General features: G+C 60.5%; 26 protein-coding genes and 2 tRNA genes. 17 read left to right on the top strand and 11 right to left on the bottom strand.

What is annotated here, in order from left to right:
* Positions 1-58 precede the first annotated feature (58 nt).
* Entirely contained in the window at positions 59-901 is an 843-nt protein-coding gene (locus ACK3R5_RS00835; RefSeq protein ID WP_411965191.1) for a polyprenyl synthetase family protein, read from the top strand.
* Between the two features lie 63 nt (positions 902-964).
* Here the strand turns inward: ACK3R5_RS00835 and ACK3R5_RS00830 are convergent, their stop codons facing one another.
* From ACK3R5_RS00830 to ACK3R5_RS00820, 3 genes are all read right to left on the bottom strand, one after another.
* Entirely contained in the window at positions 965-1,507 is a 543-nt protein-coding gene (locus ACK3R5_RS00830) for a dihydrofolate reductase family protein (RefSeq protein WP_411967758.1), read from the bottom strand.
* Positions 1,508-1,557: 50 nt separating this feature from the next.
* A complete protein-coding gene (locus ACK3R5_RS00825; RefSeq protein WP_411967757.1) occupies positions 1,558-2,685 on the bottom strand; it encodes a DUF373 family protein in 1,128 nt (375 codons plus the stop codon).
* A 102-nt stretch (positions 2,686-2,787) separates the two neighbouring features.
* Positions 2,788-4,731: a PAS domain S-box protein gene (locus ACK3R5_RS00820; protein ID WP_411967756.1), complete on the bottom strand. Its 1,944-nt coding sequence runs from the start codon at positions 4,729-4,731 to the stop codon at positions 2,788-2,790.
* A 131-nt stretch (positions 4,732-4,862) separates the two neighbouring features.
* Between ACK3R5_RS00820 and ACK3R5_RS00815 the strand changes: the two genes are divergently transcribed.
* On the top strand, positions 4,863-5,858 hold the full coding sequence (locus ACK3R5_RS00815) for a radical SAM protein (protein ID WP_411965187.1): 996 nt from the start codon (positions 4,863-4,865) through the stop codon (positions 5,856-5,858).
* A gap of 160 nt (positions 5,859-6,018) precedes the next feature.
* Here ACK3R5_RS00815 and ACK3R5_RS00810 read toward each other — a convergent pair whose 3' ends face one another.
* Entirely contained in the window at positions 6,019-6,483 is a 465-nt protein-coding gene (locus ACK3R5_RS00810; RefSeq protein WP_411965186.1) for a universal stress protein, read from the bottom strand.
* Between the two features lie 222 nt (positions 6,484-6,705).
* A complete protein-coding gene (locus tag ACK3R5_RS00805; protein ID WP_411967755.1) occupies positions 6,706-7,371 on the bottom strand; it encodes a hypothetical protein in 666 nt (221 codons plus the stop codon).
* Positions 7,372-7,460: 89 nt separating this feature from the next.
* Between ACK3R5_RS00805 and ACK3R5_RS00800 the strand changes: the two genes are divergently transcribed.
* The 3 genes from ACK3R5_RS00800 (at position 7,461) to ACK3R5_RS00790 (ending at position 9,376) form a co-directional block, all read left to right on the top strand.
* Complete coding sequence (locus ACK3R5_RS00800) at positions 7,461-7,940, top strand: TRAM domain-containing protein (protein WP_411965184.1); 480 nt, start codon at positions 7,461-7,463, stop codon at positions 7,938-7,940.
* A gap of 76 nt (positions 7,941-8,016) precedes the next feature.
* Entirely contained in the window at positions 8,017-8,511 is a 495-nt protein-coding gene (locus ACK3R5_RS00795; RefSeq protein ID WP_411965183.1) for a Tfx family DNA-binding protein, read from the top strand.
* A 79-nt stretch (positions 8,512-8,590) separates the two neighbouring features.
* Positions 8,591-9,376 carry an SDR family oxidoreductase gene (locus ACK3R5_RS00790; RefSeq protein ID WP_411967754.1) on the top strand — a complete coding sequence of 262 codons (786 nt, stop codon included), beginning with the start codon at positions 8,591-8,593 and terminating at the stop codon, positions 9,374-9,376.
* 18 nt (positions 9,377-9,394) lie between these two features.
* Here the strand turns inward: ACK3R5_RS00790 and ACK3R5_RS00785 are convergent, their stop codons facing one another.
* Complete coding sequence (locus ACK3R5_RS00785; RefSeq protein WP_411965181.1) at positions 9,395-10,399, bottom strand: mannose-1-phosphate guanylyltransferase; 1,005 nt, start codon at positions 10,397-10,399, stop codon at positions 9,395-9,397.
* 80 nt (positions 10,400-10,479) lie between these two features.
* Positions 10,480-10,764, bottom strand: coding sequence for a hypothetical protein (locus ACK3R5_RS00780; protein ID WP_411967753.1), 285 nt, complete (start codon positions 10,762-10,764; stop codon positions 10,480-10,482).
* A gap of 148 nt (positions 10,765-10,912) precedes the next feature.
* Between ACK3R5_RS00780 and ACK3R5_RS00775 the strand changes: the two genes are divergently transcribed.
* From ACK3R5_RS00775 to ACK3R5_RS00765, 3 genes are all read left to right on the top strand, one after another.
* Positions 10,913-11,851 carry a replication factor A gene (locus ACK3R5_RS00775; protein WP_411967752.1) on the top strand — a complete coding sequence of 313 codons (939 nt, stop codon included), beginning with the start codon at positions 10,913-10,915 and terminating at the stop codon, positions 11,849-11,851.
* Positions 11,852-12,442: an RPA family protein gene (locus ACK3R5_RS00770; protein WP_411965178.1), complete on the top strand. Its 591-nt coding sequence runs from the start codon at positions 11,852-11,854 to the stop codon at positions 12,440-12,442.
* Positions 12,443-12,596: 154 nt separating this feature from the next.
* Positions 12,597-13,013 (top strand): ribbon-helix-helix protein, CopG family, encoded by a 417-nt coding sequence (locus ACK3R5_RS00765; protein ID WP_411965177.1) that lies wholly within the window; start codon positions 12,597-12,599, stop codon positions 13,011-13,013.
* 45 nt (positions 13,014-13,058) lie between these two features.
* Here ACK3R5_RS00765 and ACK3R5_RS00760 read toward each other — a convergent pair whose 3' ends face one another.
* Complete coding sequence (locus tag ACK3R5_RS00760) at positions 13,059-13,520, bottom strand: DUF5814 domain-containing protein (RefSeq protein ID WP_411967751.1); 462 nt, start codon at positions 13,518-13,520, stop codon at positions 13,059-13,061.
* Between the two features lie 96 nt (positions 13,521-13,616).
* Here ACK3R5_RS00760 and ACK3R5_RS00755 point away from each other — a divergent pair, with 96 nt between their 5' ends.
* The 3 genes from ACK3R5_RS00755 (at position 13,617) to ACK3R5_RS00745 (ending at position 15,039) form a co-directional block, all read left to right on the top strand.
* On the top strand, positions 13,617-14,258 hold the full coding sequence (locus ACK3R5_RS00755) for an NADPH-dependent F420 reductase (protein ID WP_411967750.1): 642 nt from the start codon (positions 13,617-13,619) through the stop codon (positions 14,256-14,258).
* Between the two features lie 84 nt (positions 14,259-14,342).
* Positions 14,343-14,415 (top strand) — tRNA-His (locus ACK3R5_RS00750).
* A gap of 159 nt (positions 14,416-14,574) precedes the next feature.
* A complete protein-coding gene (locus ACK3R5_RS00745; RefSeq protein ID WP_411967749.1) occupies positions 14,575-15,039 on the top strand; it encodes a hypothetical protein in 465 nt (154 codons plus the stop codon).
* Between the two features lie 63 nt (positions 15,040-15,102).
* On the opposite strand, the gene ACK3R5_RS00740 is transcribed toward ACK3R5_RS00745, so the two are convergent.
* Positions 15,103-15,777 (bottom strand): hypothetical protein, encoded by a 675-nt coding sequence (locus ACK3R5_RS00740; RefSeq protein ID WP_411967748.1) that lies wholly within the window; start codon positions 15,775-15,777, stop codon positions 15,103-15,105.
* Between the two features lie 263 nt (positions 15,778-16,040).
* Between ACK3R5_RS00740 and ACK3R5_RS00735 the strand changes: the two genes are divergently transcribed.
* A complete protein-coding gene (locus ACK3R5_RS00735) occupies positions 16,041-16,862 on the top strand; it encodes a hypothetical protein (protein ID WP_411967747.1) in 822 nt (273 codons plus the stop codon).
* A gap of 54 nt (positions 16,863-16,916) precedes the next feature.
* On the opposite strand, the gene ACK3R5_RS00730 is transcribed toward ACK3R5_RS00735, so the two are convergent.
* Positions 16,917-17,597, bottom strand: coding sequence for a hypothetical protein (locus ACK3R5_RS00730; protein ID WP_411967746.1), 681 nt, complete (start codon positions 17,595-17,597; stop codon positions 16,917-16,919).
* A gap of 295 nt (positions 17,598-17,892) precedes the next feature.
* On the opposite strand from ACK3R5_RS00730, the gene ACK3R5_RS00725 reads away from it, so the two are divergent.
* The 3 genes from ACK3R5_RS00725 to ACK3R5_RS00715 all read left to right on the top strand — a co-directional run bounded on the left by ACK3R5_RS00725 (position 17,893) and on the right by ACK3R5_RS00715 (position 19,699).
* A tRNA-His gene (locus ACK3R5_RS00725) sits at positions 17,893-17,967 on the top strand.
* A gap of 406 nt (positions 17,968-18,373) precedes the next feature.
* On the top strand, positions 18,374-18,496 hold the full coding sequence (locus ACK3R5_RS00720) for a hypothetical protein (RefSeq protein WP_411965174.1): 123 nt from the start codon (positions 18,374-18,376) through the stop codon (positions 18,494-18,496).
* Between the two features lie 438 nt (positions 18,497-18,934).
* Positions 18,935-19,699: a competence/damage-inducible protein A gene (locus ACK3R5_RS00715; RefSeq protein WP_411965173.1), complete on the top strand. Its 765-nt coding sequence runs from the start codon at positions 18,935-18,937 to the stop codon at positions 19,697-19,699.
* A 71-nt stretch (positions 19,700-19,770) separates the two neighbouring features.
* On the opposite strand, the gene ACK3R5_RS00710 is transcribed toward ACK3R5_RS00715, so the two are convergent.
* Positions 19,771-20,943 carry a CBS domain-containing protein gene (locus ACK3R5_RS00710; RefSeq protein ID WP_411965172.1) on the bottom strand — a complete coding sequence of 391 codons (1,173 nt, stop codon included), beginning with the start codon at positions 20,941-20,943 and terminating at the stop codon, positions 19,771-19,773.
* Between the two features lie 86 nt (positions 20,944-21,029).
* Here ACK3R5_RS00710 and ACK3R5_RS00705 point away from each other — a divergent pair, with 86 nt between their 5' ends.
* Both ACK3R5_RS00705 and ACK3R5_RS00700 read left to right on the top strand, forming a co-directional pair.
* Positions 21,030-21,413 carry a cupin domain-containing protein gene (locus ACK3R5_RS00705; protein ID WP_411967745.1) on the top strand — a complete coding sequence of 128 codons (384 nt, stop codon included), beginning with the start codon at positions 21,030-21,032 and terminating at the stop codon, positions 21,411-21,413.
* An 82-nt stretch (positions 21,414-21,495) separates the two neighbouring features.
* Entirely contained in the window at positions 21,496-23,550 is a 2,055-nt protein-coding gene (locus ACK3R5_RS00700) for a DEAD/DEAH box helicase (RefSeq protein WP_411967744.1), read from the top strand.
* Positions 23,551-23,593: the final 43 nt, after the last annotated feature.

Here is a 23,593-nt window from a genome sequence, read left to right as displayed (position 1 = left end):
GTCGCACAGTTTCGACAAATCCGGTACGTACTTCCCTACCCAACCCTACGAACCGACAATGGAATACCTGGAGCGCCGGGTCACGATGGTAAACGACCGCCTCGAGGAGGTCGTCTCGACGGTCGAACCGTCGGAACTCGCCGACCAACTCGACCACGTCGCTCTGGCGGGCGGCAAGCGCGTGCGTCCCGCCGTGACAATCCTCGCTTGCGAGGCCGTTGGAGGCGCACCCGAAGATGCAGTCGATTTCGCCGTCGGCGTCGAACTCGTCCACAACGCCTCACTCGTCATCGACGACATCATCGACCGGTCAGATATCCGTCGCGGGACGCCGAGCGCGTGGGCCGAATTCGGGTACGGCCCGGCAATCATCGCATCGGACGGACTCCTCGGAGAGGCGTTCGCCCTGTTGTCGCCCAGCGACCGAGCGACTCGCATCGTCGCCGAGTCCATGGTCGAACTCGGTGAGGGCGAGGCGACGGAACTCGTCGCCATCCCGTCGAACGAAGCAGAGTATATGGAACTCGCACGCCGAAAGACGGGGGCGCTCTTCCGCGCCGCCGCCGAGTTAGGCGCTGTCGCCGCCGGCGGTGACGCCCACGTCGTCGAAGCGTTCGGTGACTACGCAGAACGCGTCGGCGTCGCCTTCCAGATTCGCGACGACGTCCTCGACGCCACCGCAGACGCAGACAAACTCGGCAAACCGACCGGACAGGACGCCGAGATGGGTCGCCCGTCGCTCGTGCAGGTGACCGACCTCACGCCCGAAGCGGCCAACCAGCGCGCCCGTAAACAGGCCGACGACGCGCTCAGCGCGCTCGAATCCTCCGGTGTCGAAGACTCAGAGTCGTTGCAGTATCTCCGCGACTTGGCGCAGTTCGTCGTGGTTCGCGAGAGCTGAACGGACGACGTCTCACAGTCGAACCGCCAATCTGCGCGCCGTCCCTGAAGCATCCCGAGGGGTTTACGGGACGATTTTGTAGTGAAGTTCGACGATGCCAGTCTCGTAGGTAGTCGTCTCGAGGTGCTGTAATTCGTTCGTTTCGCCGTCTGCACTGAAGAGCGGGATTCCGCTCCCGAGAAGGACGGGAACGACCGAGAGTCGGATGTCGTCGACGCGGTGTTCTCGTAAGAACTCGCGTGCGAGTTGTGCGCCACCGACCAACCAGATGTGTTCGTACTCTCCTTCGAGTTCCGTCGCCACGGACTCGACTCCCCCGTCGACCAACTCGACGGCGTCAGTGGCCAGTGGCAGTTCCCTGTGGGTGAAGACGAACGTCGGTCTGTCCCCGTATGGCCACGCACCGAACGAGCGTACCTGTTCGTACGTCGTCGCACCCATGACGAGACAGTCGACAGTATCGAAAAAGCGCTCGTAAGCACCGGCGACGTCGTCGTTTTCTGCGTCGTTCTCGAACTCGTCTAACCACTCGACTCCCCCGTCGGCGTCGGCGATGAACCCGTCTACGCTCGTCGCGACGTAGAGGGTGGTACGGGAAGCACTCATAGGACTACTTGCCGCCGGATGGGCTAATACGACACGGCGAGCACCGGGGGTCAGGCCGGTTGTTCACCGTCGCCCGTCGTCGGATACCGTGACTCTGCCACCGCGAAGGTGAGCGTGCTCAACACGCCGAGGAGCGTGCCGACGGTGAGCGCGACGGCGAGGCCGGGCAGGTCGAACGTCTGGATGCCGGCGGCCCCCGTGGGGAGGAAGAACCCGGAGAGCGCGTAGAGTACGATGGCGATGGCGGCCACGTAGAACGGCGCGTTGAGATAGCGCCACTTGAACCGGTCGTGGAGGTACTCGTCGGTCACCTGTCCGAGACTGCTCGTGATGCCGGCGGCGGCGAACCACTCGACTGCACCGTGGACGAGGGCCGCGAGGACGAGACCCGCAGGTGGGTCGCCCCCGACGGCGTCCGAGACGGCCTGGACGAGTTCGATACCGCGGACCCCGCCGACGACGAGGAGTGCCGCCGCGGCGACGTACGTGATGATGGTGACGCGGCCGGTGTAGAGGACGTTCCGGGCGCGGTTCGCCGCCTCGTCGACGGCGGTTTCGAGGCCGAGGCCACGGAACAGCGTATAGAGGCCGAGCAGTGCCGAGATGAGGCCGAGCACCACGGCCCCGGGGACGTCGAAGAAACTCGCGATGGTGACGAAGGGGTAGATGAGAAGCAAGATACCCAGTGGAACGAGGATAGTCCCACGCGTCTCGGGGTCCGCGAGCACCTGCTTCATCGTGTAGTACATCGATTCGAGGTTCTGCGCCTGTCGGACGACGACACGGCGGACCCCGTCGATAGGGACGCGAGAGCGGATGACTGGGAGGACGGACTCGTCTTGTGCACCGTCGGAGATGACGATGGCGTGAATCGCCTCACCGGTCGAGATGCTGGCGAGGACGGTGTCGATTTCCTCACCGATAGCCCGGTTGGCCTTCACGTCGCTGCCTTCGACGCCGGTGACGGCAGCGACTTCGACTTCTTCGTCTTCTTCTTCGAGGAGTTGGTCGTGGACGCGAATTCCCTGAAAGAGAACGTTCACGTCAGAGTCCTCTGGGTCGGCCGTAGCGAGTGCTACTGCCGCGTCCTCGACTTTCTGTCGGCCGACGACGGGTGTCTTGAGCCCCGTCTTTCGTCCAAGGTCGTCGTCGAGGTCGACACAGAGGACCAAGAGCATCGTTCGTCCCTATGCCGTGGGGATATATCTGCTTTCGGGGGCGCAGTCGCTGCATCGTCTTCGGAACCGGGGGTGTACCGCCCCCGGACGTCCGCCGTCCGGTCAGGTCGAACGTGCTTTGTCGCCGACCGTGTCGAACAGAATCTCGAACCGGGCACCACCAGTGTCGCTTTCGGCGGCACGAATCAACCACCCGTGTGTGTGGACGATTTTTCGGACGATGTCGAGTCCGAGTCCGTTCTCCTCACCCGACTTCGTCGAGACGCCGGCGTCGAAGAGCGTGTCACGAACCGACGGGTCGATACCCGTTCCGTCGTCTTCGACGAAGAATCCGCGACCGGACGGGAGCGTCCCGACACGAATCGAGAACGTCGAACCATGCTCGACGGCATCGTCGGACGAAGTCCGACTGCTCGTGGAACCACGTTCCACGGCATCACCAGCCGAAGGCTGGTTGCTCGTCGAACCGTGTTCGACGGCGTTCCGAAAGAGATTCTCGAAGAGGCGTTTCATCTGACTCTGGTCGGCCTGTACGACCGGCAAGTCACCGAGTTCTAACCGGGCACAGGAGACGTCGGTTCCACAGAGGTCCCACGCAGACACCACCGACTCGGCTAAATCGACCTCCGAGAGGTCGGCGATTGCCCGTTCGTCGCACGTCAACGAGAGCACGTCTTCGATGATTTCCGTGATTCGATGCTGTGCACGGTCGACGTGAGCGAGGTGTGATAGCTCACCGGTTTCCTGTGCGAGCGCGAGTCGGCCCTGTGCGACCGCCAGTGGCCCCCGAATGTCGTGTGAGAGGACGCGAGCGAACGCTTCGAGACGGGTGTTCTGCTGCGCGAGTTTCTGTTCGCGACTGACACGCTCTGTGAGGTCGGTCATCACGCCCAAGACGTTCGTAATCCGCCCGTCTTCGTCGTACAGTGGAACTGCACGCGCGGTGGCCCAGCGGACGACGTCGCTCCCCTCGGGAGTAAACCGGAATTCGAACTCGTATCGCTCGTCGACAGCGTCGTTCGCGATGTCGTCGAATATCTCTTCGACCTTCTGTCTGAGTCGCGGTCTGTCGTCGACGTGAACCAAGTCGAGAAACGACATCGCGTCCTCGTAGAGCGTCACCCGTGGCCGGCCCCACATCTCTTTGAACGCGTCGTTGATGTAGACGATGTCGAACGCGTCCGGTTCCGACAGAAAGACCATATCCGGCAGCGACGCGATGACCTGTCGCGTGATGCGTTCGGACCGTCGCATCTCTCGTTCGGAGGCGATACGAGCGGTGACGTCGATTGCCGCGCCGACGTTGGCCGTCTCGTCGCCGAGTGAGACGCGCCGACTGGTGATTTCGAGCGCAATCGGCCGTCCGTGTCCGTCGAGCACGTCGACGGTGTACCTCGTCGATTCGATGCTTCCGTAGCTCTTCGGAGAGACTCGTTCTTCGACGATGTGGCGGTCGTGTTCCGCGACGAACTCGACGATTGGGCGGCCAATCACGTCGGATGCATCGTAGCCGAGCAGTTCGAGGAGGTAGTCGTTCGCGTATTGGATACGCCCGTTTCGGACGACGTACAGGCCGACGTGTGACTCTTCGACGATAGTCTCGTACCACACTCGAATCCGGTCGAGTGCCTGTGACGTTCGGGTTGCCGAGACTGCGTCCGTGACTCGGTTCGCCAGTGCTTCGAACGTCTCCGAAGACGAATCTTTTCGCAGATAGTCGGTCACACCGGCGGTGATGGCGTCGCTGGCGACACCTTCCGACCCGTGCCGAGTAAACAGGATAAACGGGAGGTCAGGGTGAGCGTCCCGGACCGTACGGAGGAATTCGAGGCCGTCCGTCCCCTCGAACGCGTACTCCGAGACGATGCAGTCGACTGGAGACGAGTCCAGTTGGTCGGCCCCTGCGTCTGGCGTCCCAACCAGTTCCGTCTCGATATTCTCGTGGGAGTCGAGGGCGTCCGCAGTCGACGCCGCGTACTCGTGCTCCCCATCGACGAGAAGGACGTGGATGGGACCGTCGAAGTCGAAGACGTCCCCAACGTTCATGACATAAATTCAGTCTGGCTGATAATAACCGTGACGCCGTATTCCAGACCATCGAACGTGGAGGTTCTCCCCGTGCGTCGGTCGAAGTCGGACGCCTTTTGACGATGCACCAAGTATACGCTTCCAATTGAATGATTTCGAAGGGTTGCGAACAGTGCGCCATGGGTGGGAAGATGGTGCTTTTCGTCTACGGATACTGTGACCAGCGCGATTGTTTCTACTGCCCACTCGGTGAGAACCGAAAGAACGTGACCGACGTGTACGCCAACGAGCGTCTCGTCGAGTCCGACGACGACGTCGTCGAGGAAGCAAAGCGCATGGACGCACTCGGGTCGTCGATTACCGGTGGCGAACCGCAGGAAGCACTCGATAAAACCTGCCACTACATCTCGCTCCTCAAAGAGGAGTTCGGCGAGGACCACCACATCCACCTCTACACCGGTATCACCGGCGGGCGCGAGAACATGCGCCGACTCGCCGAGGCCGGACTCGACGAGATTCGCTTCCACCCGCCACTCGAACTGTGGGGCGACATGCACGGCACGGAGTGGGAGGACATCCTCTACATCGCCCGTGAAGAGGGTCTCACGCCGGCGTTCGAGATTCCGGGTATCCGCGCCGAACCCGAGTTCCTCGAATTCCTCGACGAGGGTGCCGCAGAGTTCTGTAACATCAACGAGTTCGAGATGTCCGACGGCAACTACCGCCGGATGCAAGAGAAAGGCTACGAACTCCAGGACGGCCACATGTCGGCCGTCGACGGGTCGAAGCAAGCCATCCTCGACGAGATGGGTGACCACGAGCGCGTCTACTTCTGTACCTCCGTCTTCAAAGACGCCGCCCAGCACCGAAACCGCCTGAAGCGGATGGCCCAGAACCTCAGTCGCCCGTTCGACGAAGTAACCGACGACGGGACGCTCATCTACGGGAAGACCTACACACCGGCCGAGCGATTCATCGAACTCGGCGTCCCCGACGAGTTCTACAGCGTCAAATCGAACCACGTCGAAGTCGCGTGGTGGTTGCTCGAAGAGATGATAGAAGAAGGCGACATCGAAGACGGCGAAATCGTCGAGCAGTATCCGACCTACGACGCGACTGTCGTCGAACGGACGCCGCTGGCGTAGGCGAACTGAGACCTGGCTCTATTGAAATCGTCAATCTCTGACATTTTGACGAGGCCGTGCTGAATAGCGGGCGCGTATTCAACAGCGATTCCGATTACCTGCACGATACGAACACGAGAAGTGCCGTCGAAGTGGGGCACACTCCCGGTCGTACCTATCGCTACTCTTCGGATGTGGCCGTCGTGTAGGTCTTGGAGACGACCGTAATGGGTCGGTTCGTATGCCGGCCCACAGATTTCGAAACATTTCCTGTCAGTAAATCGTCGAGTAAGCTATGCATGCCACCACCCAACACGATGAGGTCAGCATCGAGTTTGTTAGCGAGTGCAACGATTCCTTTGGTCGGTGGGAACGGTTCGTCAACGTCCATTATCTGCACGGAGACGCCGTGTGTGTCGAGATAGTCGCGGACGTGGACTACAGTCCCGATTCGTTGGGCGCTCCGTGATTGTCTCGAAGTGTTCAGTTCTCCACCGTGAAGGACGTGGGTCAACGTCGCAGTCACAGTCGTCGGTGCGTTCGGAAGCGACGCGACAAAAAGAGCCTGTGCTTGCGCGCTTGCTTCGTTGTCGCTTACAGGGACGAGGACGCGGTACGGCGTGTTAGTCGAAGGTGCTGTTGACATGAGGTACAACCAGTGAGTAATGAGTGACCACCGTCGAGGGCAGACGTGTCAACCAGAATCGATTGAACGCCTTTCTCAATACTTACATCTCTCACGTCGTCTGGTGGATTAACCCTATGTACTGAATATCTCGAAATTGGCAGATAGAGACCCCACTGTACATGTCGCCCCACCATCAAACGCTGAGGATTTCGACAGAGCCAGAGAACCGACCGTCTCTCGTTACCTCTCTTGCGCACGCGTGAGCGCGACGAACAGACTCGGCGCGAGGACGAGTGCGACTGCCGTCGTCGTCGCGCCGAGTGGGAGACGCATCGCGAGGCCGAACCACGCGACTGCACTGCCGGCAACCACACCCGCGACGATGCCGAGACGTCGCTGGCGGTGGGTCGGTCGGAAGCCACGTGCGTTCGCGTAGAGCGCCCCCGAGAGAGCGACGACGAGGCCGAGGACGGCACTGAGTGACCCGACGAGTGGTGCGGCCCCGAGGAAGAGTGCTCCGATGGCGGCACAGACGGCGAGCGTCTGCGACGGTGAAAGCGGGTTCACGTCGGCACCGAAGTGTGTTGCGTAGGCGGCCGGTGGCAGCACGACCAGTGTGCCAGCCAAGAGGCCCGGAACGATGCCGACAGAGGGGCGTTCGAGGAGGGCGGCAGCGAGCGTCAGGACGCCGAGGGCGACGCCGACACCGAGGACGTACGTCGGCGGGAGCGCGTCCGTCGGGTCCTCGGACCGGACGACACCGAACGCCGCGAACGGATAGCACGCGACGACACCGAACAGGAGTGGTCGAAACAGCGTGCCGGTGAGGACGGCGGCAGAGACAGTCGCGGAGAGTCCGAGAAAGACGCCGATGAGGAGTGCGAACTCGGGGACGCGTTCGGCCATGTCGCGGAGTTCGGGCGAGTGGCGGAAAGGGTTTCGGCGGTGGAGCGCTACCCGGAAGCGTTTAGAGTCACCCTAGTGTAATTCCGCCCATGTCAGACTGTCCACTCGCGGACGAGTGCCCCAGTTTCTCAGAACGAATCGCGGGGATGGGGTGTCAGTATTACGGGGACCGCGGCGGTGCGGAATGGTGTGACCACTACGACCGTCCCATCAGCGAACTGAAACAACAACCCGTCAAACCGGGCGAAGAAGTCGTCGTCACAGTCGAGGACATCCACGAGAGTGGTGCCGGCGTTGGACGAACCGAAGACGGATTCATCGTCTTCGTCGACGGCCTGCTTCCCGATGCGCGAGCAATCGTCCGCATCGACCAGGTGAAGGGGAGTCACGCTCGGGCGAAGAAAGTCGTCGAGCGACTTCCACTCGACCCGGAAGAAGCAGAGGCGGACGCAGAGACCGAAACCGAGACTGGAACCGACGAACCGGACCGCTCGTCGAAGAAGAAAAAGCGAAGCGGACCCAAGCGACCCGAAGCACTCGGAAGTCGAGACAATTTCTGGGGCGAGTGACGACAGCACGTCGTCGCGTTCCAGTGGACAGTCAGCCTGCTGTATCTTTTTTCCACCCCGGTTGCATAGTTCGAGTATGAGCGACGCCGGACGCGACGACGAGGCGGTGCCCGATGTAGACGAACTGCTCGATACGGCGGGGTTCGACCCCGAGCGGAGCGTGCTGACTCGTCGACAGGCGGAGGTACTGGCACTCCGCGAACAGGACGTCCGCCAATCGACCATCGCCGACTATCTCGGTACCTCCCGTGCGAACGTCTCCAGTGTCGAAGCGAGTGCTCGTGCGAACGTCGAAAAGGCACGCGAGACGGTCACGTTCGTCGATGCACTCACCGCCCCGGTTCGCATCGAAGTCCCCGTCGGGAGTGACCTCTACGACGTCCCGAAGCAGGTCTACGACGCCTGTGACGAAGCGGGCGTAAAGGTGAATCAGACGGCACCGGACCTGATGAAAATCGTCTCCGACGCCGCCGGCGAGGCGGTGAAAGGCCGCGAAATCAAAGAACCGCTCTTCGTCGGCGTCACCAGCGGCGGGCGTGTTCGCGTCCGCCGGCACGTCGACAGTTCCTGACTACGAGTCGGCGACACGTGGCGAAACCGACCGACTGCACGCCCCTACGTTTTTGCTTACCGGGGGCGACACGTCGCATATGGACCTCGGAATCGACGGAGATACGGCGATTGTAACCGCGAGTTCGGCAGGCCTCGGGCGAGCGAGTGCCGAAGCACTCGCCGACGAAGGGGCGAACGTCGTCATCTGCGGACGGGACGCGGACCGTCTCGCCGAGACGGAAGCGGGACTGAGTGACCTCTCCGGCGACGTAATCGGCGTCGAGACTGACATCACGAGCAAGAAAGAGATAGAGACCCTCGTGGAGGCGGCAGTCGAGGAGTTCGGTGGCGTCGACCACGTCGTCACCTCCGCCGGTGGCGTCCCGCCGGGTGGGTTCACCGACCTGACGGAAAAAGAGTGGTACGGCGCGTTCGACATGCTCGTGATGAGCGCCGTCTGGACGGTGCAAGCGGCCCGTCCGCACCTCGAAGCGAGCGACGCCGGAACCATCACCTGCATCACCTCCACGACGGTCAGAGAAGTCGTCGACGACCTGATTCTCTCGAACGCGGTTCGACGTGGCGTCATCGGCCTCGTGAAGTCGCTCTCGCGGGAACTCGCGCCGGGTATTCGGGTGAACGCCGTCTTGCCGGGCGCACACGAGACGGGTCGTATCGAAGAACTGGTCGAAGCGGCCGTCGAACGTGGTGACCACGACACCTACGAGGAGGGCCTCGCCGCCTGGTCTGACAACATCCCGCTGAACCGTGTCGGCGACCCACGAGAACTCGGTGACGTCGTCGCCTTCCTCGCCAGCGACCGGGCGAGTTTCGTCAACGGTGCCTGCGTGCCGGTCGATGGCGGGCGTCTGCGGAGCGCCTGAATTCGGCTGTTCGGTCGGTTAGAACCGCCCTTCGTCTTTCAACACCGCGACTACCTCGCGGACGCGTTGTGCCTCGGCTTTCGGCACGACGAGCACCTCGTCGTCCCACGAGACCACCGCGAGGTCGGAGACACCGACGAGCGAGACGTTCGCACCGTCGGTGGCGACGACGTTGTCTCCGGCATCGACGAACGTCGGGTCGCCGCCGAGTGAGACGTTGCCATCGTCGTCGGCGTCGAGGATGCGTTCGAGTGCGTCCCACGACCCCAAGTCGTCCCACTCGAAGTCGACGGGGACGACTGCCGCGTCGGTTGCGCGTTCCATGACCGCGTAGTCGATACTGATGGCGTCGACTGCCTCGAATCCGGCCTCCGAGTCGCCGGCGTCGAGTGCATCGACCAGCGGTTCGAGCGGCGAGTCGCGGGCGGCCGAAAAGAGCGCCTCGGGCGTCCACGCGAACATCCCGGCGTTCCAGAGATAGCCCGCTTCGACGTACTGCGTCGCAGTTTCCGCGTCGGGTTTCTCGTGGAACGCGACGAGTTCGCGATACGCTCCGTGTTCTGTGCCGGGTTCGATATATCCATAGCCGGTGTCCGGACGCGCGGGGTCGATACCGAACGCGACGAGCGAACCGGTGTCGGCGGCGACGCGAGCACCGCGAGTGATAGCCGCCGAAAAGCCGTCGCCGACGTGGTGGTCGCTCGGGAGCACGACGACGACTGGGTCGTCGTACAGGTCTGCGATACGGTGGGTCGCGTAGACGAGTGCCGGACCGGTGTCTTTCGCCGCCGGTTCGACGACGACGTCGGCGTCGGGGGCGTGGTCGGCAATCTGGTCTGCGAACGCCGGGCGCGTCGAGACGACGACGTGGTCGGCGAAGTCAGCGCGGGAGACTGTCGCCGAGAGAAGCGACTGGTCGCCGTCGAACGAGAGGAACTGCTTGGGACGGGTACTCCTGCTGGCGGGGAAGAGACGTGTGCCGGTGCCACCGGCGAGGACGAGTGCGACGATTGGGCGGTCCATACCGCCGGGTCACACTGCAGACTCAAAATTCACGCCGTCTCGGCGGTCACCACGTCTGAGAAATCACATCGGACCGACGGTCACCACGTCTCGACGATACCTTCGCGGATATCTTCGACACAGCCCTGACAGTCGGGGTGGTCCGGGTCGAAACAGGCGGGCCGGCCCTTCGCGTCGATAGCCACGGCGCGGCGTTCGGCGTGGCGACGACAGACGATTTTCGCCCGCCCCTCGGCGTCTCGGGGGAGCGAATCGAGCGCGTCCGGCGACGCGTTGCCGTCTCGGTACGCGCGTTTGACCTCCTCGTAGCGCCTCCCTGCGGTGCGTGCGGCACTCCGAATGATGCTCTCGAGGCGGTCGTCCATGCAGGTTGGTGAGTGCCCCGAGGCTATCAATTCCTCGCTCGTCCGGGGCGTTCGTTCACTTTCACTCCGCCTCAGACATTTTTATATGAATACGCGTCCAACCTCGATATGCCTCCCAATGGAAACCAAGGTGGAGGCGAGGAAGACCATGACTGATTTGCGAACCCACGCAGCTGAGATAGCTGAACAGTTCTCGGACCACCTAGACGTGTCCACCGACGAGGTCGAAGAACGACTCGAACGCCTCGTCAGCGAGTACCGCGTCCCCGTCGAAGAAGCACGCCGGAGTGTCGTCAACAGTTACCTCGACGAAGCAGGTATCGACCGCGACGAACTCGGCGGCGGCGGTGCCGGCGGCAACGAACAGACCCTGCTCAACGACATCGACCAAGACGAACAGTGGGTCGACGTGCGAGCGAAAGTCGTCGACCTCTGGGAACCCCGGAGCGACTCCATCTCGCAGGTCGGCCTGCTCGGCGACGAGTCGGGCCGGATGAAGTTCGTCGCCTTCACGACGTCCGAACTCCCCGAACTCGAAGAAGGGAAGTCGTACGCACTCGGCAACGTCGTCACCGACGAATACCAGGGCAACTTCTCCGTGAAGCTCAACCGGACGACGAGCATCACGGAACTCGACGAAGAAATCGAAGTCGGCGACGACTCGACTGACGTCGAGGGCGCACTCGTGGACATCCAGTCCGGAAGCGGCCTCATCAAACGCTGTCCCGAGGAGGACTGCACGCGCGTCCTCCAGAACGGACGGTGTTCCGAACACGGCAACGTCGAAGGCGAGTTCGACCTTCGCATCAAGGCCGTCTTAGACGACGGCGACGAGGTCCACGAAGTCATCTTCAACCGGGAGATGACCGAGGAACTGACCGGTATCGAACTGGACGAGGCGAAGCAGATGGCCATGGACGCCCTCGACACCACCATCGTCGAAGAGGAGATGCGCGGTGACCTCGTTGGCTACTACTACCGCGTCACCGGCCCGACGTTCGGCCGGTACGTGCTCGCCAACGAAGTCGAGCGCCTGAGCGACCCGACAGATGCCGAAGAACTGCTCGTCAAAGCGAGGTCGATGTAAATGAGTTCCAACGAAATCCCAACCCGAGAGGTCGCCCGGCGTGTCTTCGCACAGGAGTTCAACGACGCCGGTTACACGTTCAAAGAGTCCGACGACGAGCGCGCGCCCGTCTACGTGCTGCTCCCGACGGGCGAGAGCGCCAACCGCATCTTCCTCGTCGGCACCCTCACCGAGAAAGAAGACGTGGGTGAAGACAACGAGTACTGGCGTGGTCGCATCGTCGACCCGACGGGGACGTTCTTCGTCTACGCCGGCCAGTACCAGCCCGAAGCGGCCAGCGCACTGCGTGACCTCGAAGCGCCCGCGTACGTGGCCGTCGTCGGGAAGCCACGGACCTACGAGACGGACGACGGGAACATCAACGTCTCCGTCCGCCCCGAGTCCATCACCGAAGTCGATGCGGCGACGCGTGACCGCTGGGTGACCGAGACGGCAGCGCGGACACTCGACCGCATCGAGCGGTTCGACGACGAGGGCAACGAGTACGCCCGGATGGCACGCGAGCACTACGAACTCGACCCCGAGGACTACAAAGACGCGGCCATCGCCGCACTCGAAAGCCTCGAACAGACCGACGAACTGAGCGCGTAACGCGCCGCCATCGAGGCGACGCGTCGCCCACGAATCGACACGAATCAGCGAACGGTTTCCACCGTTTTCACGCCCCATTTTCGGACACTTCGGGCGGTTCGAGGCCGCTGTCTGACGAAATATTAAGTGGCCAGACTACGGACCGAAGAGTATCATGGGCAACAAGAACAAGACAATCTCGTTTCGCGTCAACGAAGACGCGTTCGAGACGCTTCGGGAGATAGCCGAAGAACGGGACATCTCCCTGTCCGCCGTCTTCCGCGACTACGTGGACACGTTAGTTGCCCACGACGGTCAGGTGCAGGTCGTCCCCGAACACGAACTCGAATCGCTCCGCGAGGGCGAGGACAAGTCGTTCCCGCCGACCGTCGAGGTGCCGAAGAGTTTCATCCGCGAGCACGAACGCCTCGAACTGGAGGCAGACCACCTCCGCGAGCAACTCGAAGAGCACAAGAGCTACGTGAACTACCTCCGCGAGCAACTCGAAGAGGACCGTGACGACGTCGAAGAAGTCATCCAACTTGAGGACCTCGACGCCGCGAGCGACGAACCCTCCTTTCGACTCGGATAACTGACGGCCGTCGTCGCGGGCGGAGGTACCCAGTCGACGCCGACGTCAGCGCGGGCCGACGAGGTCTTTTTTCGCCTGCCGCGCCTGTTGTTGCATCTCTCTGTCGCCTTCGACGTCCGCCAGTGCTTCGACCGATTCGAGCGTCCGGACCGAGTCGTCGAGGAACGACAGCACGTCACCGGGGTAGGCGTACACCATGTAGTCGTCGCTCATCACGTCGACGATGGCGTCGGGGCCGAGGCCCTGTGCCCGGAGTTCGAGGAGATACTCGATGAACTTCTGTTCGGGGTAGCCAGTGTAGATGTCGTCCGAGTTCTCGCAGTCAAGGAAGTCCTCCGCGAAGTCGAGGAGGCGGTCACGGGTCGCCCCGTTGACCTTCGAGAGGCCCTCGCCGGAGTAGAGGACTTCGAGCGTCGCCCCGCTGAAGACGCGCTTCGGGATGTTCGCGTCAAGTTGGGAGACGATTTGGCGGTGATTTTTGAGATAGATTTTGTCCGTGATAGCCACGCGTAGGCGTTCGTTTGGCGTTGAGGAGCAAAAGATTCCCGCTCTCGTCGGCCACGGGCGAGTGGCTATATTTTCACAGGGCGCGTAGTTCTGTGGATGGAGACACGTCGTATCGGTATCCTCGGAAGCGGAGACGTCGGGCAAGCACTCGGACGGGGGTTCGCCCGCCACGGATGGGACGTGAAACTCGGGACTCGACGCCCGGACGAGCTTCGGACGTCGATGGACGAGGGCGACGGCGTCTCTGTCGGGACATTTGCCGAGGCCACGACACACGGTGACGTCGTCGTCCTCGCCGTTCGCGGTGACGCCGCAGAAGCAGTCGTCGAGATGGTCGGGGCAGCGAACTTTGCAGAGAAACTCGTCCTCGACGCGACCAACCCACTGGACTTCTCCTCCGGTGACGTCCACCTCTCGTTCGGTGGCACCGACTCCCTCGGCGAGCGGATTCAGGCGAAACTGCCGGACGCGTCGGTGGTGAAGTGCTTCAACACCGTGTCGAATATTCAGATGATAGACCCCGAATTCGAGGCGGGGACGCCACCGATGTTCATCTGTGGGAACGACGACGAGGCGAAAGCACGGACCGAAGAGATTCTGGTCGAACTCGGGTGGCCGGGTGCGATGGACGTTGGCGACATCACCGCGGCCCGATATTTGGAGGCGCTGGTTCCCCTGTGGGTTCGCGTCGGGTCGAATCTGAGGACGTGGAAGCACGCGTTCACAGCGGTGCAGTAACGGTGGAGGCTGTGAAGTCCTGTCACTCCGGGGCCGTAGCGTAACGTATTTTAGTCGTAGCGGATTACAGATGGTTGCAGCGTGTCCGGGTTGGGGTAGTGGACTATCCTTCAGCCTTGTGGAGGCTGAGACGCGGGTTCAATTCTCGCACCTGGACCTTCTTCCGTTTCTAACCGCCCAGCGTCGGGTGGTTTTCCGCTCGCTCCCACCACGAGTGAGCAATATGACGAAAGGCACAGACGTGGGTTCCCCAGTAAATTCGGGGGATTCCACCGTAGATCGCGCGACACAGCCCCCAGTTCGAGGAGATTCGGCTATGCCCGACCCTGTTCGACTCGAGGGGATTCGCATTGTTACCGAACCAGCAGCAGCACGACTCACTGACAGACAACTCATCGACTACCACGAGCACAGACGTCGGTTCCTTCAGTGGGCACTCAACATCGGGAAGACACCTGAGAAAGGAGTAGGATACGCAACGACAACGGTCAAAGGGCACACGTACCGCCTCTCGCAGTTCTATCGCTTCGTGTGGGACGAGGAAGGTAGCTACACGACTAACCTCACACACGACCATGCGGACGCCTACATTCGCGAGGTGGCCTATGGGAACACGACGACCGAAGACAAATCACAGCGGGTGAAGGCACTGAAGATACTGTTCCGCTGGCATCGTCAGCAGAATACTTCAGATGTAGATACCAGCCACCTTTTGGCCAAATACCTCTGCAACATACGCACTCCGAGTTCAGCACGGCCTCAACAAACTATCAGTTGCTGAGGATTTCAACAGAGCGATTTCAGAGACTTTCTGATAATGTAACTGTGGTGGAAAACGTCCTGTCTACCACTGAGGTTCGCGACCAACCCAATCTGTTTGTATTTCATTTCTCAACCTCTCTTCATATGCCTCAAAAGGAGACGATGTCTCGACTCGGTGGTGAAACTCATTAATGAAATCCAGACTTGATTCAAAAGCCCATTTTGAAGCAGAATAACTCAGATACTGGTCCAGTTCTCCTATACTGTCGCCAGCAAATGGATTATTTCCGACACCTTTTGTTGACAGACCCCCTATCAATGAGTTCGATGCGGATTGCTGTTTATGATGTACGAAGTGGTTTCTAAACATCCTAATCAAGTTCACATCTTGATAGAGTTCTTCTCCATTAGCAAACACATCTACACCCGACAGCCTCAGCACAAGTTGAGCTTTTTTCAACGTTGGCTTTTCTCTGATTAAATCTCCTGGGTAGTTGCGGTTGAAATGGCGAATTTCCTGTTGATGGGGGCCAGCAGGTCGCGAAATGAATTCGTTTATTGACGCCTCAACGCCAGCATACGCTGCAATAATTGAACTAACTACGTGCGAGTCATGTATTGGCTGCCAACGACGGATTGATTCGTTTTTATGAATTCCGTCGATTCCTTTAGCACATTTTGCTTCCTCAGCTTCTCCCGCAATGCGACCATTATGTGCAGCAGAGGTGATATGGTACGTGGAAAACCTTCGGTTCATTAACAAATAATCAGAGTTCGGAATAATAGGTCTGTCCCCCTTTGGTCCACTGCTTCGTCAACGTCACTGACTTGGGTACCACACTGAGGAACTGATTACTGATTTCGAAGGGCCGATTCGACGTCGAGACAGCGAACTTGCTGTCGATGTCGGCAAAGCGTATGTACGGTATATCGGTCGCGTGCTGGAGAACGAGTAGATACGTCTTTTCCTCAGTGGGGAATCATTTATTAGACATCGAATTGACAACTACACCAACACTGATGAAGAGGAGAACGTTCTTAGTTGCGACAGGTTCTACGCTGTCTCTCCCTACGTTAACCTCGTCTACACTCGCATCTCAGAATGGTACTTGGCACGAAGTCGACTTCGAGACACTAATCGAGGAGTTGTTCTCAGATCTCCCAGAGAAACCGAAGGATCTTCGAGACGAACTCGCCACCCTCGCTCACACAATCCACGAGAAGGGGGACGTAATCGACTCAGCACTCATTGAGGCAGCGTTCACATCGGTTAAGACCGCAAGTACGCTCACGAGACGAACACAGTTCCTCATCCAGATCCTCCACAACAACGACCTCGGGAGGTTTGAGGAGTTCGCATACGCACTCGCTGCGTTCGCTCTCGAGGTTGGACTTTGGTGGTTCGGGGCACCGTACAAGATGGCGTGGCGTGGCACACGGTTCGTGAGCAACAGGACGTTACTACGAGCCTCTCGTTACCTCGACAATCGTCTCATCGCCTTACTAATGAGCGAGGTCCACTGGAAAATCCGCGAGAAGGTATACGACGAGGTGAGTGCAGACAACCTCCAGAGTATCGGGGGTGAGGTTGAGTACGTTCTCACCGAGTTCGATGAGCTAAGAGAGTACGCGGTGGACGAAGGTGTACAGACGAACGGTGACGAGACTGAAGCCTACCTACGCGAAGTGAATCTTCAGATGGACAAATCCGATGTCTTGTGTTATGACTTCATAGACTCCGAAGAAGGCAGTTCAGACGAGGGAATCTTCTCTGACTGGAGGTTCGATACCTCTGAGTGGGATTTCGACTTCATAGAACAGGATAACAGCTCAGTATTCTAATCGTGTTTTGGAAAAGGTCGATTAAATGAAATCATGTTGGGTGTTTTGAGACCGTTATCCAGTCGAGTCCCATTCCTTAGGAACAGTTAGCCTGTAACGCATCTGGTTGCCGTCTCGAGTTCGCTCAATGAGTTCCAGACGTTCACAGAGCGTTCCACAGTAACCGACGAACGCAGTAGCCTCGTTTTGATAGTACTGTTCGAGTTCTTCCACGATCTCTGCTTTGAGTGGCCCATCTGGGTGGTCTCCAGTTTGTTGGAGCTTCTCAAGAACACCGAGGAACGCAACTGTGTGACCGTACATGTGGAGGCCACGGTAGAGCGCGATCTCTGAACGCGTGAGTTTCGTAAGGTCATCATCGAACTTCTCTGCGACCTCCTTTCCGATCGGCGTTAGTGACAAGACGTCCTCGGCCTTCGACGAACCCTTCTCGACGTGGAAGAGATCGTTACTTCGTCGGCCAACCAGTCCGTAGTTCATAGACCCGACCTCTCCGAGTTCATCAAGGGAGTTCAGGAAATCTGCGAGCTCTTCCCGAGTTTCTGCACCCACATCAACAAGGCGACGAAGTGCCGCTTTTCCCTTTAGTGGGTTCGACGCCCAACCAACGAGTGGTGGGCGAGGAAGTGGTGCATCTTCCACTTCTGAGAGGACTCGACGGCGCTCTTCTGGTGGGAGTTGTCTGAGTCGTTCGATCAGTTCTTCCTCATCTGGGCTACTTCCATTACCTTCCATTTACCTCACCACAAGTAAGCCAAGGTACGCATACTGTAAATACTTTTCTACGGTAGGAATCTCCTGACCCCAAATCGGTGGAACCTCTGTGATTCCACAAGGAACGCTACGTCTTGAGACTCGGATCGAGACGGGGGACCGTAGAATATCGCGCAGTATGGTGTACTTAGACGACTTCACTCGGTAGAATGGACTGAGCGTACGGTGACCTATGAGGCTGACACACGAGCACTTATAACACACGCCCAACCTAATCTTTGGTAGAGCGAGCAAGAGGCGGAATAGCAGGTCAGCAGGGCTGTTGGGGTAGTGGACTATCCTTCAGCCTTGTGGAGGCTGAGACGCGGGTTCAATTCTCGCACCTGGACCTCTTCTACAAATTTCGACCGGTGAGCGCCGCGTAGCGTGCGCGAACCCATACCGAAATTTGGTGCGAGGTGCGACTGCGAGATTGAACTCGGGAGCGACGCGAACGAAGTGAGCAAAGCGACCAAAGTTCAATTCTCGCACCTGGACCTTCTTCACATTCTCACCCGTCGAGCGTGTGCTCACGCCAGTGAGCACCGCGAGTCGCTTCCGAGAATGTGCGAAGTCCAACAGAGAGAATTGAATCGGGGAGCGAACGCAGTGAGCGACCGAGGTTCACGCGAGCGGAGCGAGCGTGAGTACGTGAGGCTTCGCCTCACGGCGTTCAATTCTCGCACCCGAACCGCCTGCACGTTCTCACACGAGGCCCACCAGAACAAAGTGTGCTAACACACAACACACTACGTGCGATGCGTCCCCGACCACTCCACACGGACGAATCGGTGTTCGACCGCATCCGCGACGCGATACTCAACCGGGGTGACCCGGAAGACCACGAAGACCCGGTGGGACCGACTGTCCCCACAGGCTAATCACCCGCCGAGGGCGTCGCAGCGGTCACTACTCCGACTTGTTTTGCGGTGAGAGTTGCAGCGGAGAGACACCACCCGGGAGACGCCAAAAGTGACCGCTACCCAGACAGTACCTCAAAAATCGGATTCGAATCGTGATTGCGGGCCGCAGTGTCTCTTGCGGCCACATTCTCTCGTGTGCGCCTCTGCCGCGTGTTTCTGAACGAACGCTACGCGTTCGTCGTCGTCCTCGGGTGTGTCCGAGAACTCGATAGGTGTACCCCCGCTTCGCGACAGACGACTCGGTTGACCATTTCTCTGTCACCACCCCCGTAGCGTGGTAACATACCACTCGTTCGGGCATAGGCTTTGTGACACTTCGTACACCGGGAACGTGCGTCGTCGACAGCGTGTCCAAAACGGGTACGCCTTTCTTTCACCGACACGACCACACACTCGATGGACGTCGCCATCCTCACCGTCGGCAACGAACTCCTCGCGGGCGATATCGAGAACACGAACGCGACGTGGTTAGCCCGGCGACTGACCGAAGGGGGTGCGACAGTCGCGCGAATTCAGACGGTCCCGGACGACCACGGGGTCATCGCGGACGTCGTCAGTGAGTGGAGCACCGCCTTCGACGCAGTCGTCGTCACCGGTGGCCTCGGGGGGACGCCCGACGACATCACGATGGAGGCCGTCGCCGCCGGTCTGGGCCGCGAGTTCGTCGTGAACGACGAGGCGGCCGAACAAGTCGAAGCGACCATCGCGGCGATTCTCGAACGCCGCCCCGACATCGACTTCGACCTGGACGTGGCGTGGTACGCCTCGATGCCCGAGGGTGCGGAGGTACTCCCGAACGACGACGGACTCGCACCCGGGTGCCGCGCCGGGAACGTCTACGTCCTGCCGGGGATTCCCGACGAGATGCACCCGATGTTCGAGACGATTGCCGACCGATTCGCGGGCGACAGAATCTCACGCGAGTTCTACGCCGACGCACCGGAGGGTGCAGTCGCCCGCGAACTCGGGATGGTCGCCGAGCGATTCGGCGTCGACGTGGGGAGTTACCCGAATCGGGGCGGGCCGACGCGAATCAAACTCACTGGTTCCGACCCGGCCGTCCTCGACGACGCCGTCGCGTGGGTGTGGGAGCACGCGACGGTGGACCTCTACGAGAGCGAGGCGACAGTCGAAGAAACGACCCGAGAGGAATCGGGGTAGTGGAGTCGAGTCGAAGTAGAGAAATCGAATCGAGGTAGCGGAATCGAGTCGAAGTGGGGAATCGAGAGGAGTTAGCGGAGTTGCGGCAGACCCGCCTCACTGCGTGGCATCGCGTCGAGTGAGCCACGACTGCGGATGATGTTGAAGGCGGTTACGAGGTCCGACCGCGAGACGAGGCCGACGAACTCGCCCGTCTCGTCGACGACCGGAAGTCGGCCGACACTGCGTTCCTGCATGAGGGCGATAGCTTCCATCGCGTCCGCCGAGGGGTCGATAGTCGCGAGTTCGTCGCTCATGATGTCTTCGACGAGATAGGCGTCGCGTTCGACTTCTCTGACACCTCGGGCGTCGTCGAGCGTCACCATCCCGACGAGTTGGCCGTTCTGAAGGACCGGATAGCCGGTGTGGCGTTCGACGAACATCCGTTCGAGGAGTTCCGTGACGCTCGTCTTCTTGTCGACGACGTCGAGGTTCTCTCGGGTGGTCATGATGTCGTTGACGACGACGTCCTGGAACGTCGCTTTGAGCACGGTCTGTTGGGCCTCACCGGACGCGCCCATGTAGATGAAGAAGGCCAGCGCGACCAAGAAGAGGTTGAAGAACAGGCCGAAGATGCCCAGCAAGAACGCGAACACCTTCCCGACTTCGGCGGCCATCTGCGTCGCTTTCGCGTGCGGACGGTTGCGGGCGAGGAGTGCGCGGAGCACTCGGCCACCGTCCATCGGGAATCCGGGGAGCATGTTGAACACGGCCAGCGAGATGTTCATCAGCGCGAGATAGCCGGTGACGAACTTCAGTGGGGCCGCAGATTCGGGGAGTGCGATAAAGCCGGCGTAGGCGACGATGCCGATGGCGACAGAGACGAGTGGGCCGGCGACGGCGATGGTGAACTCCTGTTTCCAGTCCTCTGGAATCTCTTTGAAACGCGCGACACCGCCGAAGAGCCACAGCGTAATCGACTCTATCTCGTAGCCGTATCGCATGGCAACGAGCGAGTGGCCGAACTCGTGGAGGAGGACGCCGCCGAACAGGCCGATGGCGGCCGCACTCCCGAGAATCCACTGGAGCGACCCGTCGGAGAGTGCGACGCCGTCGATAGACGCCCCAAAGAGGTTGTTGATGAGGAGAGAGAGGTTGCCGATGTCAGACCCGATGAGCCACGCGAACAGCGGGAGAATGAGGAGGAACGTGAGGTCCAGCCTAATCGGGATGCCGAAGACGCTACCGACGCGGATGCCTCGCATACCGGTACTAGTCACGCAGGGGGCTTAAGTCGTCGGCCACCGGAACCGGGGGAAGGCTTACGCAGGCCGGCGATGGACGGTGTGATATGAGTGATTCCCACACGAATCCGGTTATAAAACGCGGCGACGACATCGACTACGAGACGGTCGGTGCCGCAGACGGGATGTCGAAAGGCGTCCTCATCTCCGACGACGACGGCGCGCCGAACTTCGCTATCCGCCGGTTCGTCCTCGAACCCGGTGCGTCGGTGCCGAAACACACGAACGAAGTCGAACACGAACAGCACGTCCTCTCGGGTCGGTACGTCGTCGGCATCGACGGCGAGGAGTACGAAGTCGAAGCGGGTGACTCGCTTTTCATCCCCGCCGGCGTCGCCCACTGGTACCGAAACGACGCCGACAGTGAGGGGTCGTTCCTCTGTGCCGTCCCGAACGGCGACGACACGATTCAGGTCCTCGACGACGAGTGAGTAGGCCGTCGGTGCCGACGCCGATTCGTCTCCACGAGACGCAGGCGAATCCCTGAAATACCACGTGGCCGTAGCAGGCATCGTGTCTAAACAGGTCACCCGCGTCGACACGCTCTTTCTCCACCAGATGGACGACGACTATCTGGTCGTCGTCCAGCGGGATGGAAAGCGGGTGCTCCGCGGAAAACTCGAACTCAAAGAGACGAACGCGGGCCCCCGCCCGCTCCGATTTCTCGTCATCCGAAAGGGCGAAGAGATGCCGCGAGACCCGAGTCAGTTCGTCGAACTCGCCCGGTCTGCGTCTCGTATTCGTATCTCCCAACAGACCTCCAGCCACGGCCGCGAGGAACTCAAATCGATGCTCGACGGCTATCAACTGGAGGCACTGGTCGTCCGAACCTGTCGCCGGTGTTCTGCCAACGGCCGCTACTCGCCGATTACCGACGAGACGGCCATCAAAGCCGAACACGAGTACGTCTGCCGCGACTGCGCCGTTCGCGAACTCGAACAGGAACTCTCGTTCGCCGGCGGCCTGACGAGGGCGGCACAGGACCGTCTCGAAGAACTCCTCTACGAGACGCAGGACCTGACTCGCATCACGAACCTCCTGCAGGGCGAACTGGACCCCGACCTGACGAAGTTCGACACCATCAGCGCGACGACAGAAGACGTCGACCTGGTCGATACCGCCGACTTAGACGTCCATCCGAACCTGAAGTCGATGCTGACAGACCGCTTCGAGACGTTACTTCCAGTGCAGAGTCTGGCCGTGCGGAACGGCGTCCTCGACGGCGACGACCAACTGGTCGTCAGCGCCACCGCGACGGGAAAGACGCTCATCGGCGAACTCGCCGGCATCGACCGCATGCTGAAGGGCAAGGGGAAGATGCTCTTTCTCGTCCCGCTGGTCGCACTCGCCAACCAGAAACACGAGGACTTCAAGGAGCGATACGGCCACCTCGGGAAGGTCACCATCCGCGTGGGTGCGAGTCGAATCAACGACGACGGCAACCGCTTCGACCCGAACGCGGACGTCATCGTCGGCACCTACGAGGGTATCGACCACGCACTCCGGACGGGCAAGGACCTCGGCGACATCGGCACCGTCGTCATCGACGAGGTGCACACGCTGAAAGAAGAAGAGCGAGGCCACCGCCTCGACGGCATGATTTCCCGGCTGAAATATTACTGCGAGAACCGGGCCAAAGGCCGCGGCGACTATGGAGGTGCGCAGTGGGTGTACCTCTCTGCGACTGTCGGCAACCCGAAGTGGTTGGGGCAGGCCCTGAAGGCGAAACTCATCGAGTACGAGGACCGACCGGTCCCCATCGAGCGACACGTCACCTTCGCGAAGGGCCAAGAGAAACCTCGCATCGAGAACCGCCTCGTCAAGCGGGCGTTCGACACGAAATCCTCGAAGGGGTACCGTGGACAGACCATCATCTTCACCAACTCGCGACGGCGCTGTCACGAGATCTCCCGCAAACTGGAGTACAACGCTGCCCCCTACCACGCGGGGTTAGATTACAAGCGACGCAAGCGCGTCGAACGCCAGTTCGCCAATCAGGACCTCGCCGCCGTCGTCACCACCGCCGCACTCGCCGCCGGTGTCGACTTCCCGGCGTCACAGGTCATCTTCGACACGCTGGCGATGGGTATCGAGTGGCTCTCAGTCCAGGAGTTCAGCCAGATGCTCGGCCGTGCCGGCCGACCCGACTACCACGACAGAGGGACCGTCTACCTGCTCGTCGAACCCGACGCCGCCTACCACAACTCGATGGAGATGACCGAAGACGAAGTCGCGTTCAAACTCCTGAAAGGCGAGATGGAGGAGGTCAGAACGGTCTACGACGAGTCGTCCGCCGTCGAAGAGACGCTGGCGAACATCGTCGTCGCCGGCAAGAAGGCGAAGTCGCTCAACGACCGGATGCTCGGCGAAGTGCCGACCACCCACGCAGTCGGTAAACTCCTCGAATGGGGCTTTATCGACGGCCTCGACCCCACCCCACTGGGCCTCGCCGTGACGAGACAGTTCCTCTCACCGAACGAAGCGTTCCGCATCCTCGACGGTATCCGGAAGGGCCTGACACCCTACGAAATCGTCGCCGACCTCGAACTCGCCGAGGAAGGGCGGTAACGACGGGGGTGACACCGACCAGTCTGGTCGAAGAGACGTTCCG

Source organism: Haloferax sp. YSSS75, from assembly GCF_046764215.1.
Taxonomy (GTDB): domain Archaea; phylum Halobacteriota; class Halobacteria; order Halobacteriales; family Haloferacaceae; genus Haloferax.
Note: the sequence above shows the minus strand (reverse complement) of the source record. Positions and strands in the feature narration are given on the sequence as shown.

What these genes read in the sequence shown, in the direction of transcription:
- ACK3R5_RS00835 (WP_411965191.1), top strand. Translation starts at nt 59, where the DNA reads ATGGAATACCTGGAGCGCCGGGTCACGATGGTAAACGACCGCCTCGAG.
- ACK3R5_RS00830 (WP_411967758.1), bottom strand. Translation starts at nt 1,507, where the DNA reads ATGAGTGCTTCCCGTACCACCCTCTACGTCGCGACGAGCGTAGACGGG.
- ACK3R5_RS00825 (WP_411967757.1), bottom strand. Translation starts at nt 2,685, where the DNA reads ATGCTCTTGGTCCTCTGTGTCGACCTCGACGACGACCTTGGACGAAAG.
- ACK3R5_RS00820 (WP_411967756.1), bottom strand. Translation starts at nt 4,731, where the DNA reads ATGAACGTTGGGGACGTCTTCGACTTCGACGGTCCCATCCACGTCCTT.
- ACK3R5_RS00815 (WP_411965187.1), top strand. Translation starts at nt 4,863, where the DNA reads ATGATTTCGAAGGGTTGCGAACAGTGCGCCATGGGTGGGAAGATGGTG.
- ACK3R5_RS00810 (WP_411965186.1), bottom strand. Translation starts at nt 6,483, where the DNA reads ATGTCAACAGCACCTTCGACTAACACGCCGTACCGCGTCCTCGTCCCT.
- ACK3R5_RS00805 (WP_411967755.1), bottom strand. Translation starts at nt 7,371, where the DNA reads ATGGCCGAACGCGTCCCCGAGTTCGCACTCCTCATCGGCGTCTTTCTC.
- ACK3R5_RS00800 (WP_411965184.1), top strand. Translation starts at nt 7,461, where the DNA reads ATGTCAGACTGTCCACTCGCGGACGAGTGCCCCAGTTTCTCAGAACGA.
- ACK3R5_RS00795 (WP_411965183.1), top strand. Translation starts at nt 8,017, where the DNA reads ATGAGCGACGCCGGACGCGACGACGAGGCGGTGCCCGATGTAGACGAA.
- ACK3R5_RS00790 (WP_411967754.1), top strand. Translation starts at nt 8,591, where the DNA reads ATGGACCTCGGAATCGACGGAGATACGGCGATTGTAACCGCGAGTTCG.
- ACK3R5_RS00785 (WP_411965181.1), bottom strand. Translation starts at nt 10,399, where the DNA reads ATGGACCGCCCAATCGTCGCACTCGTCCTCGCCGGTGGCACCGGCACA.
- ACK3R5_RS00780 (WP_411967753.1), bottom strand. Translation starts at nt 10,764, where the DNA reads ATGGACGACCGCCTCGAGAGCATCATTCGGAGTGCCGCACGCACCGCA.
- ACK3R5_RS00775 (WP_411967752.1), top strand. Translation starts at nt 10,913, where the DNA reads ATGACTGATTTGCGAACCCACGCAGCTGAGATAGCTGAACAGTTCTCG.
- ACK3R5_RS00770 (WP_411965178.1), top strand. Translation starts at nt 11,852, where the DNA reads ATGAGTTCCAACGAAATCCCAACCCGAGAGGTCGCCCGGCGTGTCTTC.
- ACK3R5_RS00765 (WP_411965177.1), top strand. Translation starts at nt 12,597, where the DNA reads ATGGGCAACAAGAACAAGACAATCTCGTTTCGCGTCAACGAAGACGCG.
- ACK3R5_RS00755 (WP_411967750.1), top strand. Translation starts at nt 13,617, where the DNA reads ATGGAGACACGTCGTATCGGTATCCTCGGAAGCGGAGACGTCGGGCAA.
- ACK3R5_RS00745 (WP_411967749.1), top strand. Translation starts at nt 14,575, where the DNA reads ATGCCCGACCCTGTTCGACTCGAGGGGATTCGCATTGTTACCGAACCA.
- ACK3R5_RS00740 (WP_411967748.1), bottom strand. Translation starts at nt 15,777, where the DNA reads ATGAACCGAAGGTTTTCCACGTACCATATCACCTCTGCTGCACATAAT.
- ACK3R5_RS00735 (WP_411967747.1), top strand. Translation starts at nt 16,041, where the DNA reads ATGAAGAGGAGAACGTTCTTAGTTGCGACAGGTTCTACGCTGTCTCTC.
- ACK3R5_RS00730 (WP_411967746.1), bottom strand. Translation starts at nt 17,597, where the DNA reads ATGGAAGGTAATGGAAGTAGCCCAGATGAGGAAGAACTGATCGAACGA.
- ACK3R5_RS00720 (WP_411965174.1), top strand. Translation starts at nt 18,374, where the DNA reads ATGCGTCCCCGACCACTCCACACGGACGAATCGGTGTTCGACCGCATC.
- ACK3R5_RS00715 (WP_411965173.1), top strand. Translation starts at nt 18,935, where the DNA reads ATGGACGTCGCCATCCTCACCGTCGGCAACGAACTCCTCGCGGGCGAT.
- ACK3R5_RS00710 (WP_411965172.1), bottom strand. Translation starts at nt 20,943, where the DNA reads ATGCGAGGCATCCGCGTCGGTAGCGTCTTCGGCATCCCGATTAGGCTG.
- ACK3R5_RS00705 (WP_411967745.1), top strand. Translation starts at nt 21,030, where the DNA reads ATGAGTGATTCCCACACGAATCCGGTTATAAAACGCGGCGACGACATC.